This is a genomic window from Polaribacter aquimarinus (assembly GCF_003129485.1).
In the GTDB taxonomy this organism is placed as follows: domain Bacteria; phylum Bacteroidota; class Bacteroidia; order Flavobacteriales; family Flavobacteriaceae; genus Polaribacter; species Polaribacter aquimarinus.
The window spans coordinates 176,741-195,412 of sequence record NZ_QFFG01000006.1 but is presented as its reverse complement, the minus strand read 5'-3'; the positions used below and the strand labels follow the sequence as shown (position 1 = coordinate 195,412).

18 protein-coding genes are annotated in these 18,672 nt (G+C 29.2%); 6 read left to right on the top strand and 12 right to left on the bottom strand.

Annotated features, from left to right (window positions below):
- Positions 1 to 636: 636 nt before the first annotated feature.
- From DIS07_RS13380 to DIS07_RS13325, 12 genes are all read right to left on the bottom strand, one after another.
- Positions 637 to 1,941: an MFS transporter gene (locus DIS07_RS13380; protein ID WP_109405761.1), complete on the bottom strand. Its 1,305-nt coding sequence runs from the start codon at positions 1,939 to 1,941 to the stop codon at positions 637 to 639.
- Between the two features lies 1 nt (position 1,942).
- Positions 1,943 to 2,836 carry a DMT family transporter gene (locus tag DIS07_RS13375; protein WP_109405760.1) on the bottom strand — a complete coding sequence of 298 codons (894 nt, stop codon included), beginning with the start codon at positions 2,834 to 2,836 and terminating at the stop codon, positions 1,943 to 1,945.
- Between the two features lie 349 nt (positions 2,837 to 3,185).
- The gene (hisIE, locus tag DIS07_RS13370) at positions 3,186 to 3,785 is read right to left on the bottom strand and encodes a bifunctional phosphoribosyl-AMP cyclohydrolase/phosphoribosyl-ATP diphosphatase HisIE (RefSeq protein ID WP_109405759.1); all 600 of its coding nucleotides are present in this window, start codon (positions 3,783 to 3,785) and stop codon (positions 3,186 to 3,188) included.
- Between the two features lie 100 nt (positions 3,786 to 3,885).
- A complete protein-coding gene (hisF, locus tag DIS07_RS13365) occupies positions 3,886 to 4,641 on the bottom strand; it encodes an imidazole glycerol phosphate synthase subunit HisF (protein WP_109405758.1) in 756 nt (251 codons plus the stop codon).
- Position 4,642: 1 nt separating this feature from the next.
- The gene (gene hisA, locus DIS07_RS13360) at positions 4,643 to 5,380 is read right to left on the bottom strand and encodes a 1-(5-phosphoribosyl)-5-[(5-phosphoribosylamino)methylideneamino]imidazole-4-carboxamide isomerase (RefSeq protein ID WP_109405757.1); all 738 of its coding nucleotides are present in this window, start codon (positions 5,378 to 5,380) and stop codon (positions 4,643 to 4,645) included.
- 7 nt (positions 5,381 to 5,387) lie between these two features.
- A complete protein-coding gene (locus DIS07_RS13355; protein WP_109405756.1) occupies positions 5,388 to 5,768 on the bottom strand; it encodes a RidA family protein in 381 nt (126 codons plus the stop codon).
- Between the two features lies 1 nt (position 5,769).
- Positions 5,770 to 6,351, bottom strand: a complete 582-nt coding sequence (hisH, locus tag DIS07_RS13350; protein ID WP_109405755.1) for an imidazole glycerol phosphate synthase subunit HisH — start codon at positions 6,349 to 6,351, stop codon at positions 5,770 to 5,772.
- 2 nt (positions 6,352 to 6,353) lie between these two features.
- Positions 6,354 to 7,490 (bottom strand): bifunctional histidinol-phosphatase/imidazoleglycerol-phosphate dehydratase HisB, encoded by a 1,137-nt coding sequence (hisB, locus tag DIS07_RS13345; RefSeq protein ID WP_109405754.1) that lies wholly within the window; start codon positions 7,488 to 7,490, stop codon positions 6,354 to 6,356.
- Positions 7,490 to 8,545, bottom strand: coding sequence for a histidinol-phosphate transaminase (hisC, locus tag DIS07_RS13340; RefSeq protein WP_109405753.1), 1,056 nt, complete (start codon positions 8,543 to 8,545; stop codon positions 7,490 to 7,492). The genes hisB and hisC overlap by 1 nt, the downstream gene beginning before the upstream one ends.
- A 14-nt stretch (positions 8,546 to 8,559) precedes the next feature.
- Complete coding sequence (gene hisD / locus DIS07_RS13335) at positions 8,560 to 9,840, bottom strand: histidinol dehydrogenase (protein WP_109405752.1); 1,281 nt, start codon at positions 9,838 to 9,840, stop codon at positions 8,560 to 8,562.
- 1 nt (position 9,841) lies between these two features.
- A complete protein-coding gene (gene hisG, locus DIS07_RS13330; protein ID WP_109405751.1) occupies positions 9,842 to 10,699 on the bottom strand; it encodes an ATP phosphoribosyltransferase in 858 nt (285 codons plus the stop codon).
- Positions 10,700 to 11,199: 500 nt separating this feature from the next.
- Positions 11,200 to 11,547, bottom strand: coding sequence for a 4Fe-4S dicluster domain-containing protein (locus DIS07_RS13325; RefSeq protein ID WP_109405750.1), 348 nt, complete (start codon positions 11,545 to 11,547; stop codon positions 11,200 to 11,202).
- Between the two features lie 70 nt (positions 11,548 to 11,617).
- On the opposite strand from DIS07_RS13325, the gene DIS07_RS13320 reads away from it, so the two are divergent.
- From DIS07_RS13320 to DIS07_RS13295, 6 genes are all read left to right on the top strand, one after another.
- Positions 11,618 to 12,679, top strand: coding sequence for an acyl-CoA reductase (locus DIS07_RS13320; protein ID WP_109405749.1), 1,062 nt, complete (start codon positions 11,618 to 11,620; stop codon positions 12,677 to 12,679).
- 38 nt (positions 12,680 to 12,717) lie between these two features.
- Positions 12,718 to 13,788: a 3-phosphoserine/phosphohydroxythreonine transaminase gene (serC, locus tag DIS07_RS13315; RefSeq protein ID WP_109405748.1), complete on the top strand. Its 1,071-nt coding sequence runs from the start codon at positions 12,718 to 12,720 to the stop codon at positions 13,786 to 13,788.
- A gap of 60 nt (positions 13,789 to 13,848) precedes the next feature.
- Positions 13,849 to 14,799: a D-2-hydroxyacid dehydrogenase gene (locus DIS07_RS13310; RefSeq protein ID WP_109405747.1), complete on the top strand. Its 951-nt coding sequence runs from the start codon at positions 13,849 to 13,851 to the stop codon at positions 14,797 to 14,799.
- Complete coding sequence (locus DIS07_RS13305) at positions 14,799 to 15,464, top strand: YggS family pyridoxal phosphate-dependent enzyme (protein ID WP_109405746.1); 666 nt, start codon at positions 14,799 to 14,801, stop codon at positions 15,462 to 15,464. Before DIS07_RS13310 ends, DIS07_RS13305 begins: the two co-directional genes overlap by 1 nt.
- Positions 15,465 to 15,486: 22 nt before the next feature.
- On the top strand, positions 15,487 to 16,566 hold the full coding sequence (locus tag DIS07_RS13300; protein WP_109405872.1) for an exonuclease domain-containing protein: 1,080 nt from the start codon (positions 15,487 to 15,489) through the stop codon (positions 16,564 to 16,566).
- Positions 16,567 to 16,654: 88 nt separating this feature from the next.
- A complete protein-coding gene (locus DIS07_RS13295; protein ID WP_109405745.1) occupies positions 16,655 to 18,604 on the top strand; it encodes a transglutaminase-like domain-containing protein in 1,950 nt (649 codons plus the stop codon).
- Positions 18,605 to 18,672 lie beyond the last annotated feature (68 nt).

Here is an 18,672-nt window from a genome sequence, read left to right as displayed (position 1 = left end):
TATAGTTTAAAAGAATCTTACAACGGCATACCGAAAGTTGGTTGTGAATTTTGAAGAGAAAATTCTGAAGAATTTCAGACTGTTTGAGAGAAGCGAGTTTCTGAAATTCAGAAATTGAACAAAAAAATTAGACCAACTTTCGTAAGCCTAGATTTTTTTGGTTCTTTTTTTATCAATGAAAAAAAGAATGCAATACCCATAAATCATGAGTCGCATTACATCACTCCTCTCAAAATAGAATAATTTTAACCTTAATTAATCGTCCTAAGAAATCATACCCAACAACTTACATTTAGCAATCTCAAAAATAATATAGTTTAAAAGAATCTTACAACGGCATACCGAAAGTTGGTTGTGAATTTTGAAGAGAAAATTCTGAAGAATTTCAGACTGTTTGAGAGAAGCGAGTTTCTGAAATTCAGAAATTGAACAAAAAAATTAGACCAACTTTCGTAAGCCTAGATTTTTTTGGTTCTTTTTTTATCAATGAAAAAAAGAATGCAATACCCATAAATCATATGTCACATTACATCACTCCTCTCAAAATGAAATAATTAACATAAAACAAACAAATACCTACTGCATAGATACTCCATAGTTACTTCATAGATACCTCATAGATAATGTACCTATTTGTTATGGCTTTTTCATTTGCAATGACCCTATAAGAAGAAATACTAAAAAAGGAATCAGTAAATAACTGATAAATTCATAGCTGCCTAGTGTAGTATAGCAATAACTAAACAAGCTTGGAGCCAAAGCACTTGCAATAACTAAAAAACTCATAATTTTTCCAGTAATAGCACCTAAGTATTTTCTTCCAAAATAACGTGGCCACGTCACTGCATTAACTACAGCAAAGAGTCCGCTATAAATTCCTAAACCTGTTATTAATAAATAAACACCAAATGTATTTTCTAATATTAAAAGTCCAGTTGCGGCAACAAATCCACTAGCAATCATTATAAACAAATAGACTTTATGCTGAATGTAATCACTTAAAATATTAGCAATTGTAGAGGTGATGATCGCAATAATAGATATAGGTAAAAAAACAGCAATAGCTTCCGATTTATCATAACCTTGTGTACCAAAAATAGAAACTATATGAAAAGTAAGTCCAGTACTAAAAAAGCTATTAAACGATAAAGCTAAGCCTATCATCCAAAAGGCTCTGGTAGTTTTAGCCTCTTTTAGTGTAAAATTCACTTCAACAATATCAGTTAATTTCTTTTTGGCATGAGTAATCTTTTTTAAAGATCCATCAGGAATTAAATTAAAATCCTCGGGTTTATTTCTGTAAAACTGTAGAATTAAAACACTAAATACTAACAAACAAAAGGCTAAAATTTGCCAACTTACCTCCCATCCATTATGATCTATCAAATAATTAAATAAAATGGGAGCGCTAGAAAATCCTAAAGAAACACCAATACTACTAATAGAATTCACTTTCCCCCTATTTTTATCAAACCACATCATTATCATATTTCTAGAGGACATGGTAAGCACACCTTGCCCAAAAAAACGAATTAAAAAGAAAAGAAAACAAATTAATAAAAACGGTATAAACCAAGATTCAGACTGAAATAGATATTTTATATTTCCAGATATTTTCTCAGAAAAAGAGAATATAATTAGAGTTATTCCTAAGAATAATGCTGCAAAAAAAGCTACAAAACGAGCACCAAATTTATCAAACAAGCGTCCTGCTTTGGTCACAAAAAAAGCACTTAACAATGTACCAATCATATAAGCATTACTAAATTGATTCCTTGTTAGTCCTAACGCATCTTTTACGGGGTCAGTAAATACCGAAACACCAACGGTTTGCCCAGGAATACTAAATAATACCCCAATACTTCCAAAAAGAAGCACAACATAACCATAGAAAAATGGCCATTTTTCTGGTTTTATAAACGAATACTTATTTGCTTTCAAATTATTGTCTTTTTCTAGAGGTTATAAAATAGACTCCTGTTAGTAAAATTACAGAGGCTATTATTGATTGGGCTGAAAGATTTTCATCTAAAAAATACCACCCCATAAATAAGGCAATAACAGGATTTACATATGCTGAAGTTGATACCTTTTCAGGAGAAACTCTTTTTAATAAAAAATTAAATGCAGTAAAGGCAATAATACCGCCGAATATTATTAATATAATCATTGAAACTTGAACGTTGGTCGTCCAATTTAATGGAGAAGACCAATTCTCTTGAAACGCAAAACTGACAATTGCTAAGAATAGACTTCCAAAAATCATTTGATACCCAGTACTTACCAAAAAGTTCTTGGGTAAAGTTGCTTTAGCTACGAAAAGACTACCATAACTCCAACTTATAACACAAGTTAGCATTACTAAGATTCCGATTAAAGTATTTTGAGTTGTGACCAATTCTTCTTGAGTTATTAATAGAATCATCCCTAAAATACCTAGAATAACACCAATCATTGATTTCTTTTGCATAGGCTTTCTATCAATGATTCTCATCATAATTAGAACAAATAAAGGATTGGTTGAAGCAATTAACGATCCAAATCCGCTATCTACAAATTGTAATGACCAGACAAAAACACTATTCCCATAAACCAAAAAGAAAAACGCGGTAATACAAATGTTTTTAAATTCTTTTCTTGATATTTTTAAATTTACTTTAGTTAAAAATGCAATTAAAATCATCATACAACCAGCCGTAAAAAAACGTATGGAAGCTAAGAAAAAGGGAGGTAATTCTGTTACCGCAATTTTATTGAATAAATAAGTAGACCCCCAAATCACATAAATTGCAAAAAATGCTAATATGATAAGGGCTTTACTATTTCTAAAAATCATTTCTATAATTTGTAGCGAAAATACTACTATTATAAATATGAGATGAATTTATTTGATTATAAAATTAGACCTCATAAGCTTAAAATTATGAGATCTAAAAAAACTATTTAATGCGCTTTTTTCTTATAATATCAATAATCGATTCGTCATTTATAAAAACATCTTTTAAAACAAACTCTCCTTCTTTAAGATAGACCAAAGCATTTATAGAAAAAGTTGAAGTTTCTTTTGATTGGATTGATAAAGAAAAAGAAGATATTTTTATGATGAGTTTCTTTGCTTGGTTAAAAGCAAAAATGACCAAACAGAATCTCTATATGGTCACTTTAGATTTAATAAATTATTAGATTTATTTATGTCTTCCTTTTAATTCAGTTTCAATATCTTTTAAAGTAAACCCTTTGGCTTGTAATAACATTAAGTAATGAAATAATAAATCTGCAGATTCATATAAGAACAATTGGTCATTATTATCCATGGCCTCGATAACAGTTTCCACAGCCTCCTCTCCTACTTTTTGAGCTATTTTATTAATTCCTTTATCAAATAAGCTAGCCACGTAAGATTTTTTTGTGTCTTTATTAGCAACTCTTTCTGTAATTACCTTTTCTAAAGTAGAAAAGAAACCATAATTTTGAGTATTTTCTTCGTTCCAACAAGTGTCAGAACCTTTGTGACAAGTAGGTCCATTTGGATTTACTTGAATCAATAATGTATCATTATCACAGTCTAATTTCATATCAACAAGATTTAACACATTTCCACTTTCTTCTCCTTTTGTCCACAAACGATTTTTAGTTCTGCTAAAAAAAGTAACTAATTTAGTTTCTTTAGTTTTATTAAAAGCTTCCTCATTCATATAGCCCAACATTAATACATTTTTTGTTGTTGCATCTTGAATGATTGCAGGCACTAATCCGTCGTTATTTTTATTGAAATCGATGATCATAATTTTTTATTTTACTTATCATTTCGAAATGAGTTTTTTAAACGATTTAGAAATCTATTTTGAGATTCCTCCTCATTCTTAGTTCGGAATGACAGCTAATTTATATTCTTACAGGTATTTTTTGTTCTTTTAAGGCATGTTTTAGTTCTAAAATAGGAATTTCTCCAAAGTGAAAAACACTTGCTGCTAAAGCTGCATCTGCTTGTCCTTCTATAAAAGTATCCGCAAAATGTTGAATTGTTCCGGCACCACCGGAGGCGATAATAGGAATATTTACTAACTCTGATAGTTTTGCTAAAGCTTCATTGGCAAAACCAGCTTTGGTTCCATCATGATTCATGGAGGTAAATAATATTTCTCCAGCTCCACGTTCTTCAACTTCTTTAGCCCAATCATATAATTTAATTTCTGTAGGAATTGTTCCTCCTGCTAAATGTACAAACCACTCTCCATTAATCTGTTTTGCGTCAATAGCAACAACCACACACTGACTTCCAAATTTTTCAGCTAGATCGCTAACCAAATCTGGTCTTTTTACAGCAGAGGAGTTGATAGACACTTTATCTGCTCCACATTTTAATAAAGCATCTACGTGTTCTACTGAAGAAATTCCTCCACCTACGGTAAAAGGAATATTTACCTGTTCTGCAACCTTTAAAACCATATCTAAAGTAGTTCCTCTATTTTCTAAAGTAGCAGCAATGTCTAAAAAAACCAGTTCATCTGCTCCTAAATCTGCATATTGTTTTGCTAAAACTACAGGGTCTCCAGCATCAATTAAATTTACAAAATTAACACCTTTTACAGTTCTTCCGTTTTTAATATCTAAACAAGGTACTATTCTTTTTGTTAGCATTTTATTGACTAATTATAAAATTTTCTAATTGTTTTAAACTGATTTTATTTTCATAAATCGCTTTTCCAATAATAACCCCTTCACAACCATTTTCTGCTAATTTTGGGAGTTCATCAAAAGTTGATATTCCTCCTGAAGCTATTAATCTTAAAGGTTTTACTTTGGATAAAATATCTTTATAAACATCAAAACTCGGTCCTTGTAACATACCGTCTTTAGAAATATCTGTACAAATTACATATTGAATTCCTTTTTGTTGATAATCAGATATAAAAGGAATTAATTCTAAAGAACTTTCTTCTTGCCAACCATTAGTTGCAATTTTTCCACCAGAATTATCTGGGTAAAAATCGGCTCCTAAAATGATTTTTTCTGAACCATATTTTTCTATCCAACTCTCAAAAATTGGAGCATTTTTTACAGCGATACTTCCTCCCGTAATTTGATTTGCACCCGAATTAAAAGCAATTTCTAAATCTTTGTCTGATTTTAATCCACCTCCAAAATCAATCTTTAAATTGGTTTTTGATGCAATTTGTTCTAAAACTTTATAATTAACAATTTGACTCGCTTTTGCTCCATCTAAATCCACAACGTGTAAAAACTCAATACCTGCTGTTTCAAATTCTTTGGCTACTTCAAGTGGGTTTTCGTTATATACTTTCTTAGTATTGTAATCGCCTTTTGTTAAACGAACACATTTACCTTCAATAATATCAATTGCTGGAATTATTCTCATATTCACATTAGTTATTTAAAGCGGTTACTTGTATTTCAATTTTCATTTTCTCATCAAACAAACCTGCTGAAAACATAGTTGCAGCGGGTCTAACATCTCCTAAATACTTTTTTAAAACTGGCCAACACAACTCAAAATCTGAGGCTTTGCGTAAAATATAAGTCACTCTAACAATCTTATCTATGCTAGAGCCAGCTTGTTCTAAAACACTTTTTATGTTTTTAAAACATTGCTCAGTTTGTGCTGCAACATCTTCTTCTATGGTCATAGTTTCATAATTAAAACCCGTAGTTCCAGATACAAAAACCCAATCTCCTTCTACGACTGCTCTAGAATATCCCATTTCTTTTTCAAAAGTAGATCCTGAGCTAATTAATTTTCTTGACATGTTATAGTTTTAAAAAATTACTTAAAATTTTTGCGCCTTCTACTCCACTTTTTTCTGGGTGAAATTGAACACCATAAAAATTATCTTTTTTTAATGCAGATGCATATTCTATTTCATAATCTGTTGTTGCAATAGATTCCTTGCATTCTTCAGCATAAAAACTATGCACTAGATACATAAACTCTTTTTCTTTAATTCCAGAAAATAGTTTAGATTCTAAATTATAAATAACGTTCCATCCCATTTGAGGAACTTTTACAGTTTTAGAAAACTTTTTAACTTCTACATCAAAAATACCTAATCCTTTTGTATTTCCTTCCTCCGAGTGATTACACATTAATTGCATACCTAAACAAATTCCTAAAACAGGTTGCTTTAAAGTAGGTATTATTTTATCTAAACCACTTTCGCGTAACATTTTCATAGCAGAACTTGCTTCTCCAACACCAGGAAAAATTACTTTGTCAGCAGCTTTAATTTCATCAACATTATCTGATAAAACAGCATTAATACCTAAACGTTTAAAGGCAAATTGAATGCTTTTTATATTACCAGCTCCATAATTTATTATTACTAATTTCATTTTTATAACATCCCTTTTGTTGATGGTAAAAACATCTTATTTGAATCTCTTTTTACTGCCATTTTCATTGCTTTTGCAAATGCTTTAAAAATTCCTTCAATTTTATGATGTTCATTTACACCCTCTGCTTTAATGTTTAAATTACATTTAGCACCATCTGTAAACGATTTAAACAAATGGAAAAACATTTCAGTTGGCATATCACCAATTTTTTCTCTCTTGAAATCTGCATCCCATTCTAACCAATTTCTACCGCCAAAATCGACCGCAACTTGAGCTAAACAATCGTCCATAGGCAAACAAAATCCATATCTTTCTATTCCCAATTTATTTCCTAAAGCTTTGTTGAATAATTCACCAAAAGCAATCATGGTATCTTCTATTGTATGATGTTCATCAATTTCTAAATCTCCATCAACTTTTATGGTTAAATCCATAGATCCATGTCTACCAATTTGATCTAACATGTGGTCAAAAAATGACAAACCTGTACTGATGTTATTTTTACCAGAACCATCTAAATTTAACTTGATATAAATCTTTGTTTCGTTAGTGTTTCTAGTTATTTCAGCTACTCTATCTTCTAATTTTAAAAATTCATAAATAGCTTCCCAATCTGTAGTTGTTAACGCTATTGAATTGAAAATTTCTTGTTTAGATGTTTCAATTTCATCTGCTCCTAAATCGGGGTTTTCTGACAAATAGATACCTTTTGCTCCTAGGTTTTTTGCCAATTCCATATCTGTAATTCTATCTCCTAAAACAAAAGAATTTTCTAAATCATAATCTTCAGAAAAATATTTGGTTAACAAACCTGTTCTTGGCTTACGAGTTTCAGCATTTTCATGCGGAAAAGTTTTATCTATACAAACTTCAGAAAATACAACACCTTCTTTTTCAAAAGCACTAATAATTTTATTTTGTGCCGGCCAAAAGGTTTCTTCTGGAAAAGAATCTGTACCTAAACCATCTTGATTTGTTACCATCACCAATTCATAGTCCAATTCTGAAGCAATTTTTGCCATGTATTGAAATACTTTAGGGTAATATTCTAACTTTTCTAAACTATCTAACTGATAATCTACAGGTGGTTCTAACACTAGAGTTCCATCTCTGTCGATAAATAGTACTTTTTTCATTACTGAATTGCTTTTAAAGCTCTGATTAATTTTTGATTTTCTTCACATACACCTACACTAATACGCAAACAATTTTCGCATAAAGGTTGTGTAGTTCTATTTCTAATGACAACCCCATATTCTATTAATTGATTATAGCGTTTGTTAGCATCATCTACTTTAAGTAGTAAAAAATTTCCATCTGAAGGATATACTTTTTCTATATAACTTACACAACACTCTAACTCTTTTTTAAGCCGTCTTCTTTCACTTACTAATTGCTCAATTTCATTTTGGATTTCATCCAAACGTTGCAATCTTGAAATTGCTTTTTGCTGAGTTAGTTCGTTAACATTATAAGGTGGTTTTATATTGTTTAATATTTTTATAATTTCTGCAGATGCATAACAAATTCCTAATCTAATTCCGGCCAAACCATATGCTTTAGAAAGGGTTTGTGTAATAATTAAGTTCGGAAATTTATCCAATTTTCCTAACCAACTTTTTTGTTTAGAAAAATCGATGTAAGCTTCATCTAAGACAATTAATCCTTTAAATTTTCTTAATAATTTTTCAATAATATTAACATTAAAACTATTTCCGGTTGGATTATTTGGTGAGCACAAAAATAAAATTTTACTGTGTTGATCAGTAATGTTTAATATCTCATCAATTTTAGGTTGAAAATTGTTTGCTAATAATACTTTTCTATTTTCAATCGCATTAACATCAGCTAAAACTCCATACATTCCATAAGTAGGTGGTAATGTAATTATATTATCAATATTAGGTTCACAAAATGCTCTAAAGATCAAATCAAGCACTTCATCACTACCATTACCTAATAAAATGTTTTCTTTAGGAATATGTTTAATTTCAGATAGTAAATCTTTGACATTGTTTTGTTGAGGGTCTGGGTAACGGTTTACTCCATTTTCAAAAGGATTTTCATTAGCATCTAAGAAAATCATTTCTTGTGTATTAGCATCTTTATATTCGTCTCTTGCAGAAGAATAAGGTTTAAGAGATTTGATGTTTTCTCTTACAAAATTTTCAATGTTAAAGTCGGTTTTCATACTTTAAAATATTGTTATAAGTCTTTTAATCTGATGGAGACTGCGTTCTTATGCGCTTTTAAACCTTCTGCATCTGCCATTAATTCTATGACATTACCAATAGTTTGTATTCCTTCTTTACTTATTTTTTGAAAAGTAATACTTTTGGTAAAACTATCTAGATTTACACCAGAATAGGCTTTACTAAATCCGTTTGTTGGTAAGGTATGGTTGGTTCCAGAAGCATAATCTCCTGCACTTTCTGGAGTATAATTACCAATAAAAACAGAACCAGCATTAACTATATGATTCACATAAAAATCGTTATTATTTGTACAAACAATAAAATGCTCAGGACCATATTCATTTATCAATTCTAGAGCTATTTTATCATTTTTCACAAAAATTGATTTTGAATTGTTAATCGCCTTTTCAGCAATTTTTATTCTTGGTAACTCTAAAATTTGTTTATCAATCTCTTTTTCAACATCTGTAATTAACTTTTTAGAAGTAGAAACTAAAATTACTTGGCTATCTGCACCATGTTCTGCTTGACTTAATAAATCTGAAGCCACATAACTTGCATTTGCAGTATCATCCGCTACAACTAACAATTCACTTGGGCCAGCAGGCATATCAATAGCTACACCATATTTAGTTGACAATTGTTTTGCAACAGTAACAAATTGGTTTCCTGGTCCAAAAATCTTATACACTTGCGGAATCGTTTTTGTTCCAAAAGTAAGTCCTGCAATAGCTTGTATACCTCCTACTTTAATGATTTTTGTTACTCCACATAAATTTGCTGCATACAAAATTGCAGGATTAATTTTACCTTCATTATTTGGTGGAGAACATAAAACAATTTCTTTACAACCTGCAATTTGTGCAGGAATTGCCAGCATTAAAACTGTAGAAAATAAAGGAGCTGTACCTCCAGGAATGTATAACCCTACTTTTTGAATAGGTCTTTTTTCTTGCCAACATTCTACTCCATTTACAGTTTCTACAAAAACTTTTTCTGTTTTTTGAGCTGTATGAAACTTGGAAATATTCTCTTTTGCTAATTGAATTGCCGCTTTTAAACCATTTGAAATAACTTTAACTGCATTATTTATTTCATCATCTGTAACAAGGTTGTTTTCTAAAGAAATACCATCAAATAACTGGGTATATTTATCTATAGCTCTGTCACCATTTTTTTGAACATCATCAAAAATTTCAGTAACTGTTTTTTCAATGTCATTAACAGTTTTTGTAGGTCTTTCTAAAATTCTTGACCAATCTTGTTTGTCTGGATTTAATATGGTTTTCATTTTACAATACCATTTTTTCTATTGGACATACTAGAATTCCTTCTGCTCCATTCACTTTTAATTCGTCGATAATTTCCCAAAATTGATTTTTATTGATTACCGTGTGTACTGAACTCCATCCTTTTTCCGCTAAAGGCAACACTGTTGGGCTTCTCATTCCTGGTAATAGTTGTAAAATATTATTCAATTTATCATTTGGAGCATTCAATAATATATATTTTGAATTTCTTCCTTTTAAAACAGATTGAATTCTAAACTGAATTTTTTGTAGGATAGCTCTTCTTTCTTCAGATATTTTTGGTGAGACAGCAAGTACCGCTTCAGATTTTAATAAAACTTCAATTTCTTTTAAACCATTTTTAAATAATGTACTTCCACTAGATACAATATCACAAATACCTTCAGCTAAACCAATATTTGGTGCAATTTCTACAGAACCATTAATTTTATGCAATTGAGCATTAATATTCTGTTTGTTTAAGAATTTTTTTACCGTTTCAGGATATGAAGTTGCAATTCTTTTTCCTGCCAAATCTTTTAATGAATTGGCTTCTGAATCTTTAGGAACTGCAATTGAAACTTTACATTTCGAGAAGCCTAAACGCTCAACAAATTCAATGTCATCTCCTTTTTCAATTAATACGTTTTCTCCAATAATCGCAGCGTCTACTACTCCATCTTTTAAGTATTGAGGAATGTCTCCGTTACGTAAATAAAACACTTCTACAGGAAAATCTCTTGCTGCTGCTTTTAATTGATCTTTACCATTATCAATAGAAATACCAATATCTTTTAAGATTTTCATTGAGTCTTGGTTTAACCTTCCTGATTTTTGTACTGCAATTCTTAAGTTACACATTTTTGTTTTTTATTATGCTTGAGCAAATTTGGTTTTAAATTGAAAAAACCCGTTCGATTTGCTCAAACGGGTTTATAAATATTTTGATTTTATTCAATACATTTTTAAATCGCTTGAGAGCAATTGTAAAAACGATGATAATTTTGAATAAATGTCATTTGTTCTTGTTTATAATGCAAATATCTAAATTTTATTCTTCAAAACCCAAACGAAGTGATTAATTTTTTTTTATCAATAAATATTTATCAATTTTTTTCGATTTGTTTAAAATTTAAACAAATAAAATAAATTTTTAGATAATACTTCTTATTCGTTAATGGGATAATATTCAAAAAACACTTTTATACTAAAGGCTTTAAATTCTTCAGTAAAAATAAAATTGTATCATATGATAATGCTACTAAATTATCAATTTAAATGGATTATATTGTAAAAACAAAAGAGGCTAATCTGTAATATAATTAGCCTCTTTTATTTTTTTATTAAGTAATGTCTAATTATTAGCTATGCATAAAAGCTTGTTTACCTAATAATTCTTCTTCAGTTTCAACTACATCTTCATCAGGTATACAACAATCAACAGGACATACTGCTGCACATTGTGGCTCTTCATGAAAACCTTTACATTCCGTACATTTATCTGGAACAATGTAATAAATTTCATCAGAAACTGGTTCTTGATCTTCATCTGCATTTACAGATTTACCATTTGGTAAAACCACATTTCCACTTAAATCTGTACCATCAGAATATTTCCAATCATCTGCACCTTCGTAAATTGCTGTGTTTGGACATTCTGGTTCACAAGCCCCACAATTTATACATTCATCTGTTATTATAATTGCCATAGTTTCTTTACTGTTTTTTGTACATTTGCAAATGCAAAAATAAAGCCAAAATTATAGACAACCAAAATAAATGATTAGTATTCAAAATAGAATTACTGCATTCGCAAAATTAGGGGCTTTTTTAAGTCAATTTTCTGTTGATAATATAAAAAAGAAAGATAATATTGAGTATAATGAAATCTTTTATGATGGTTTTTTACATCAAATTAAATTAGCACAAGAAAACAACTCTTGGTTTACAAAAGATAATATTTTATTCAGTTTAAATGATTGGTCTAAGTCATTAAAAAAAAGCACCTTAATTAAGTTTTCTAGTAGTAAAGATTTAATTGATAGTTCTCCAAAAAAAGTAGCCGTTATTATGGCAGGAAACATCCCTTTAGTTGGCTTTCATGATTTTTTATCTGTTTTAATTTCTGGTCATTCTATATTAGTAAAACAATCTTCAAATGACAAACACATTTTACCTTTTTTAGCTAAGTATTTAGAGTATGTAGAAGAAGGTTTTAAAGGGAAAATAACTTTTACTGAAGAAAAGTTGTCAGATTTTGATGCAGTTATCGCTACAGGAAGTGATAATACTGCGCGTTATTTCGAATATTATTTTAAAGATAAACCCAATATTATTAGAAAAAGCAGAAATTCGGTTGCTGTGTTAACAGGTAATGAAACTGATGAAGATTTTATCAATTTATCTGATGATGTTTTTCAATATTTTGGCTTAGGCTGTAGAAGTGTTTCTAAATTATATGTTCCAAAAAACTATAATTTTGATAACTTTTTTAAAGGAATGTATGCTAAAAAAGAAATTATCAATAATGCTAAATATGCCAATAATTACGATTATAACAAAGCTGTGTACTTAATGAGTGAGTTCGATTTGTTAGAAAATGGTTTTCTAATGATTAAAGAAGATGAAAGTTACTCCTCTCCTATTGCCACAGTTTTTTATGAGTACTATGACAATGAAATTGATTTAAAAATAAAATTACATCAAGATAAAGAAAAGATTCAGTGTATTGTTGCAAAAGACTTTATAGAAAATGAAGTTGCTTTTGGACAAACACAACATCCGCAGTTAACAGACTATGCAGATGGTGTAAATACATTAGAATTTTTATCAAACATATAACCCTCTAAGAGGAATTTTTCAAAATTAATAACATCAATATGAAAAAACATAATTTTAGTGCAGGCCCTTGTATTTTGCCTCAAGAAGTATTAAAAAAAGCATCGGAAGCAATCATCAACTTTAATAATGATGATTTATCGTTAATTGAAATTTCGCATAGAAGTAAACCTTTTGTTGCTGTAATGGAAAAAGCACGTTCTTTAGCTTTAGAATTATTAGGATTAGAAGGTAAAGGTTACAAAGCGTTATTTTTACAAGGTGGTGCTAGTTTAGAATTTTTAATGGTAGCTCATAACTTATTAAATAAAAAGGCAGCCTATTTAAACACAGGAACTTGGTCTGACAAAGCCATTAAAGAAGCAAAAGCTTTTGGAGAAATGGTAGAAGTTTCTTCTTCTAAAGACAAAGGATACAGCTATATTCCTAAAGGATTTTCTATCCCTGGTGATGCAGATTATTTTCACTGTACGAGTAACAATACAGTAGCTGGAACCCAACTCAAAGAATTTCCAGAAACCAATGTTCCGTTAGTTTGTGACATGAGTTCGGATATTTTTTCTCGTCAATTAGACTTTGAAAAGTTTGATTTAATTTATGCTGGTGCTCAAAAAAATATGGGACCTGCAGGAACGACTTTAGTAATTATAAAAGAAGATATTTTAGGAAAAGTCGAAAGACACATTCCTTCTATGTTAAACTATCAAATACATCTAGATAAAGACAGTATGTTTAATACGCCATCTGTTTTTGCTGTATATGTTTCTATGTTAACTTTACAATGGTTAAAAGATTTAGGCGGAATTCCATTTATTGAAGAAGTTAACAATAAAAAGGCAAAACTTTTGTATAATGAGATTGATAGAAACCCATTGTTTAAAGGAATTGTTGCTAAAGAAGATAGAAGTATTATGAACGCTACTTTTGTATTAACGGATGAGTCTTTAAAAGAAACTTTTGATAAAATGTGGGCAGAAGCTGGAATTAGTGGTTTAAACGGACATAGAAGTGTTGGTGGTTATAGAGCAAGCATGTATAATGCTTTACCGTTATATAGTGTACAAGCTTTAGTTGATGTGATGCAGGAATTGGAAAATAAAGTTTCAAAGTAACAAAATCTAGTTCCATAAATTGTTGTAAATCAAAATATTTGCAACTCAAAAAAATATAGAATGAAAATATTAGCTAACGATGGAATTTCTCAAAGTGGTATTGATGCTTTAGAAAAAGGAGGATTTGAAGTTTTGACTGTAAAAGTCGCCCAGAATCAATTAGAAAATTTTATTAATGAAAACAACATTGATGCAATTTTAGTAAGAAGTGCTACACAAGTAAGACAAGAATTAATTGATGCTTGTCCAAGTATAAAACTAATTGGACGCGGTGGAGTTGGTATGGATAATATAGATGTAGAATATGCTATAGATAACGGTTTGCATGTAATTAATACACCTGCTGCTTCATCTAGTTCTGTGGCAGAATTAGTTTTTGCACATTTATTTGGAATGGCTCGTTTTTTACATTCTTCTAATAGAGAAATGCCTTTAGAAGGAGATTCACGATTTAAAGATTTAAAAAAAGCTTATTCTCAAGGAACTGAGTTAAGAGGGAAAACGATTGGAATTATTGGTTTTGGAAGAATTGGTCAAGAGGTAGCTAAAATTGCCTTTGGATTAGGAATGAATGTAATAGCTACTGACAGTTTTATTGATTCTGCTGATATTATTTTAGAATTTTTTAATGGACAAAAATCAACCTTTGCAATAGATACTATTGCTAAAGACGAACTATTAAAAGAAGCCGACTTTATAACAATTCACACTCCTGCTCAAGAAGATTATATAATAGCGGCAGCAGAAATTGAAAACATGAAAGATGGCGTTGGAATAGTAAATACTGCAAGAGGGGGTGTACTTAATGAAGTTGATTTAATTAATGCTATCGAAGAAGGTAAAATTCAATTTGCAGGTTTGGATGTTTTTGAAAACGAACCTAACCCAGAAATTCAATTGTTAATGAATCCTGAATTGTCTTTAACCCCTCATATTGGTGCAGCCACTAAAGAAGCGCAAGATAGAATTGGCTTAGAATTGGCTAAACAAATTATAGAATTATTAAGATAATGAGTTTAATCGCAGAAAATTTATCAATCATAAAACAATCTATTCCAGAAAATGTAACCTTAGTTGCAGTTTCTAAAACCAAGCCTATATCAGATTTACAAAAAGCTTATGATGTAGGTCAACGTGTTTTTGGTGAGAATAAAATTCAGGAAATGGTTGAAAAATATAATGCCTTACCAAAAGATATTAAATGGCATATGATTGGTCATTTACAAAGCAATAAGGTAAAATACATGGCTCATTTTGTAGATTTAATTCATGGGGTTGATACATTTAAAACTCTACAAGAAATTAATAAACAAGCTAAAAAGCACAATAGAATAATTCATTGTTTGTTGCAAGCTAAAATTGCTAAAGAAGAAACAAAATTCGGGTTGTCATTTAATGAAATTGAAACAATTTTAGCTTCGTCAGAAACATTAGCACTAAAAAATATCAAAATTGTTGGTTTTATGGGTATGGCTACTTTCACCGATAATCAAGAGCAATTACAAGAGGAGTTTTCATCTTTAAAAAGTCTTTTCGACAAACTAAAAGCTACCTACTCTTCATTAAAAATTCTATCTATGGGAATGAGTGGAGATTATATATTAGCAATTTCTGAAGGAAGTACAATGATTCGAGTTGGAAGTTCTATATTTGGAAATAGGAATTATAATTATTAATTACACCGTTAAGAAAAAGAATTTGTACGCAATTTTAGATATTGAAACTACCGGAGGTAAATTTAATGAAGAAGGCATTACAGAAATTGCCATTTATAAATTTGATGGTCATGATATAGTTGATCAATTTATTAGCTTAGTAAATCCAGAAAAAACTATCCAAGAGTTTGTAGTAAAACTAACAGGAATTAACAATAAAATGTTAAGAAATGCTCCTAAGTTTTATGAAGTTGCCAAACGTATTATAGAAATAACTTCAAATTGTATTTTGGTTGCACACAATACAGCTTTCGATTATAGAATTTTATGTACCGAGTTTGATAGATTGGGGTATGAATTCAATAAAAACACTTTGTGTACCGTAGAATTAAGTCAGAAATTAATTTTAGATCAACCTTCTTACAGCTTAGGAAAACTAACAAAATCTCTAGGGATTCCAATGTCAGACAGACACAGAGCTTCTGGTGATGCACTAGCTACAGTTCAATTGTTTAAGTTATTATTAGAAAAAGATATTAATAAAAGTATCATCCAAAGCTCTATTAAATATTTTGATAGAAGACAGCAAAAACAAAAACTTTTAAAGTTAATTGATGAAATACCTTCTGTTGAAGGTTTATTTTACATACACGATACCCATGGAAAAGTAATTTATTTGGGAAGAGGTAAAAACATTAAATCGGAAGTAAATAGATTGTTTTTAAAAGTAACCAAAAGGGCTATAAAAATTCAAGACAGAGCACAATCTATAACCTTTGAGAAAACAGGTAACGAGTTGTTTAGGCGTTTAAAATATTATGTAGAGTTAGAAGCTTTATCTCCAAAATTTAATTTTCGAAAAAAGAGAAAAATGAATTCTCAAAACTTTAATAATGATAACTTTATTATTATTGATAAAGGAAGAGAAATTGAAGAACATGCTATTATTTTAGTAGAAAATAACGAAGTTTTTGGTTATGGATATACAAATTTAGGATATCAAGAAAACAAAATTGATGTTTTAAAATCAATACTTACCCCTATTGACAAGAAAGAACTTTCTAAATCTGTTATTAAAAATTATTTGAATAAAAATAATGTTAAAAAAATTATTAGATTTTAAACCTTCATTTTGAAGAGAAATGACAAAAACTATCATGCTAAATCAATAATAATATTTCTAAAATTGCAGTAGAAAATTAAAAATTAAAATGAAAAAAATTGCACTAATTTTCTTTTTATCGACAATGAGTTTAATGTCGCAAAAAGAAAGATCTTTAAGTTTAGGAAGAACAAGTTTAGAAGAATTAAAACTCATTGGTTACGAAAAAGATTCTACAGCTTCGGCTTTGGTTCTTTATGAACAAGCAAATCGATATCCTGATAAGAATGAAGACGAAATACCTAGAACAGATTTTTATTTTAGAATTAAAATTTTCGATAAATCGGCTTTTGATTTAGCTGATGTACAAATTTATCTCAGAAAAAATGAAAGGCTATTAGATGTTAAAGCAATATCATATAATTTAACTGATGAAGGCACCATGGATAAAAAATTCTTGAATGAAGATGATATTTTTTCTATTGATGAAACAAATAATTGGACTTCAAAGAAGTTTACGATACCTAACATAAAAGAAGGTAGTGTAATTGAGTACAGATATAGTATTCTATCACCCTATTTAGTCATAGACGATTGGTATTTTCAATCAGACATTCCAAAACTTAAAAGCGAATTTAAAGCATCTATTCTTGGCAATTATAAATATAACATAAAAGTTACTGGTTTTCAAAAGCTTAATACCAACGATGCTCAAATCGATAAAAAATGTGTCTATTTGGATGGAATTGGTTTTGGATCTTGTGTAGTTTACACCTATGCAATGGAAAATATTCCTGCTTTTAAAGAAGAAGATTTTATGTTAAGTAAAAAGAATTATATTTCTAGATTATCTTTTGATTTAAAATCTCGAACAAGTTATCAAGGGGAGATAAAGAATTACACAACAACTTGGAAAAAAGCTGATAAAAATCTAAAAAAGTATTTTTTTAATAATCAAATTTCAAAGAAAAACTTCTTTAAGAAGCAAATACCTAAAACTATTTTTTTAATTAAAAATCAACTAGACAAGGCAAAAAAAATATATTCGTTTATTCAAAATCATTATACTTGGAATGGAAACTATTGGAGAAATAGTGATGCAAAACTTAAAAAAGCATTTGATGAAAAATCTGGAGATGTTGGTGAAATAAATTTATCGCTATTTAATAGTTTACAAGCTGCAGGTATAGATACTAAGTTAGTGGTTTTATCCACTAGAAAGAATGGGTTAACCACTAAGATCTATCCAGTTATTTTTGATTATAACTATGTTGTTGTTCAGGCTTTAATTAATAATAAAACTTATTATTTAGATGCCACAAATAAGTTTTTACCTTTTGGTCAAGTTCCATTTAAAGCTATTAATGGAGAGGCAAGAGTTCTTGATTTTAATAATGAAAGTTATTGGGTAAGGTTAAAACCCCAATTTCCATCTTCAGTAAATTTAACAGTAAGACTAAAACTAAATGATGATGAAAACTTAGAAGGTGGTGTTATGATTAGAAGAACTGGTTATTATGCCATTAATCAAAGAAGAAAACTATCTTTATTAACAGAAGATAAATATATTGAGGATTTTGAGTCTGATTATCCTTATACGGAAGTTGAATCTATCGAATTTAGAAATAAGACAGAACTTGAAAAACCTTTATCTGAAATTTATAAAATAAAAATTATTGATGAAAATGGCTCTAGCGATAAAATAAGAATCAACCCAATACTATTTTATAGACTTCAAAAAAATCCTTTTAAACTAAAAGAAAGAAATTTCCCAGTAGATTTTGGATATACTAGAAAACAAAATTATTCAATAGTATTGTCCATCCCAGATGAATATGAAATTTATCAAGTTCCTAAAGATATAGCAATATCATTACCTAATGATGGAGGTACTTTTATTTATAAGACTATAAAAAAAGGAAATAATATTAGTCTTTATGCACGTCTTAATATTTCAAGAAGAATTTTTTCTAATGAGGAATACTTTGCGTTAAAAGAGTTTTATAAGCAAATAATTATTGCAGAAAATTCACTAATTACACTAAAAAGGAAGTTATAATTTAATAAATAAATTAATAAACAATAAAAAATACGTCATTTGACGTATTTTTTTTATTTATATTTATT

What these genes read in the sequence shown, in the direction of transcription:
- DIS07_RS13375 (WP_109405760.1), bottom strand. Translation starts at nt 2,836, where the DNA reads ATGATTTTTAGAAATAGTAAAGCCCTTATCATATTAGCATTTTTTGCA.
- hisIE (WP_109405759.1), bottom strand. Translation starts at nt 3,785, where the DNA reads ATGATCATCGATTTCAATAAAAATAACGACGGATTAGTGCCTGCAATC.
- hisF (WP_109405758.1), bottom strand. Translation starts at nt 4,641, where the DNA reads ATGCTAACAAAAAGAATAGTACCTTGTTTAGATATTAAAAACGGAAGA.
- hisA (WP_109405757.1), bottom strand. Translation starts at nt 5,380, where the DNA reads ATGAGAATAATTCCAGCAATTGATATTATTGAAGGTAAATGTGTTCGT.
- DIS07_RS13355 (WP_109405756.1), bottom strand. Translation starts at nt 5,768, where the DNA reads ATGTCAAGAAAATTAATTAGCTCAGGATCTACTTTTGAAAAAGAAATG.
- hisH (WP_109405755.1), bottom strand. Translation starts at nt 6,351, where the DNA reads ATGAAATTAGTAATAATAAATTATGGAGCTGGTAATATAAAAAGCATT.
- hisB (WP_109405754.1), bottom strand. Translation starts at nt 7,490, where the DNA reads ATGAAAAAAGTACTATTTATCGACAGAGATGGAACTCTAGTGTTAGAA.
- hisC (WP_109405753.1), bottom strand. Translation starts at nt 8,545, where the DNA reads ATGAAAACCGACTTTAACATTGAAAATTTTGTAAGAGAAAACATCAAA.
- hisD (WP_109405752.1), bottom strand. Translation starts at nt 9,840, where the DNA reads ATGAAAACCATATTAAATCCAGACAAACAAGATTGGTCAAGAATTTTA.
- hisG (WP_109405751.1), bottom strand. Translation starts at nt 10,699, where the DNA reads ATGTGTAACTTAAGAATTGCAGTACAAAAATCAGGAAGGTTAAACCAA.
- DIS07_RS13325 (WP_109405750.1), bottom strand. Translation starts at nt 11,547, where the DNA reads ATGGCAATTATAATAACAGATGAATGTATAAATTGTGGGGCTTGTGAA.
- DIS07_RS13320 (WP_109405749.1), top strand. Translation starts at nt 11,618, where the DNA reads ATGATTAGTATTCAAAATAGAATTACTGCATTCGCAAAATTAGGGGCT.
- serC (WP_109405748.1), top strand. Translation starts at nt 12,718, where the DNA reads ATGAAAAAACATAATTTTAGTGCAGGCCCTTGTATTTTGCCTCAAGAA.
- DIS07_RS13310 (WP_109405747.1), top strand. Translation starts at nt 13,849, where the DNA reads ATGAAAATATTAGCTAACGATGGAATTTCTCAAAGTGGTATTGATGCT.
- DIS07_RS13305 (WP_109405746.1), top strand. Translation starts at nt 14,799, where the DNA reads ATGAGTTTAATCGCAGAAAATTTATCAATCATAAAACAATCTATTCCA.
- DIS07_RS13295 (WP_109405745.1), top strand. Translation starts at nt 16,655, where the DNA reads ATGAAAAAAATTGCACTAATTTTCTTTTTATCGACAATGAGTTTAATG.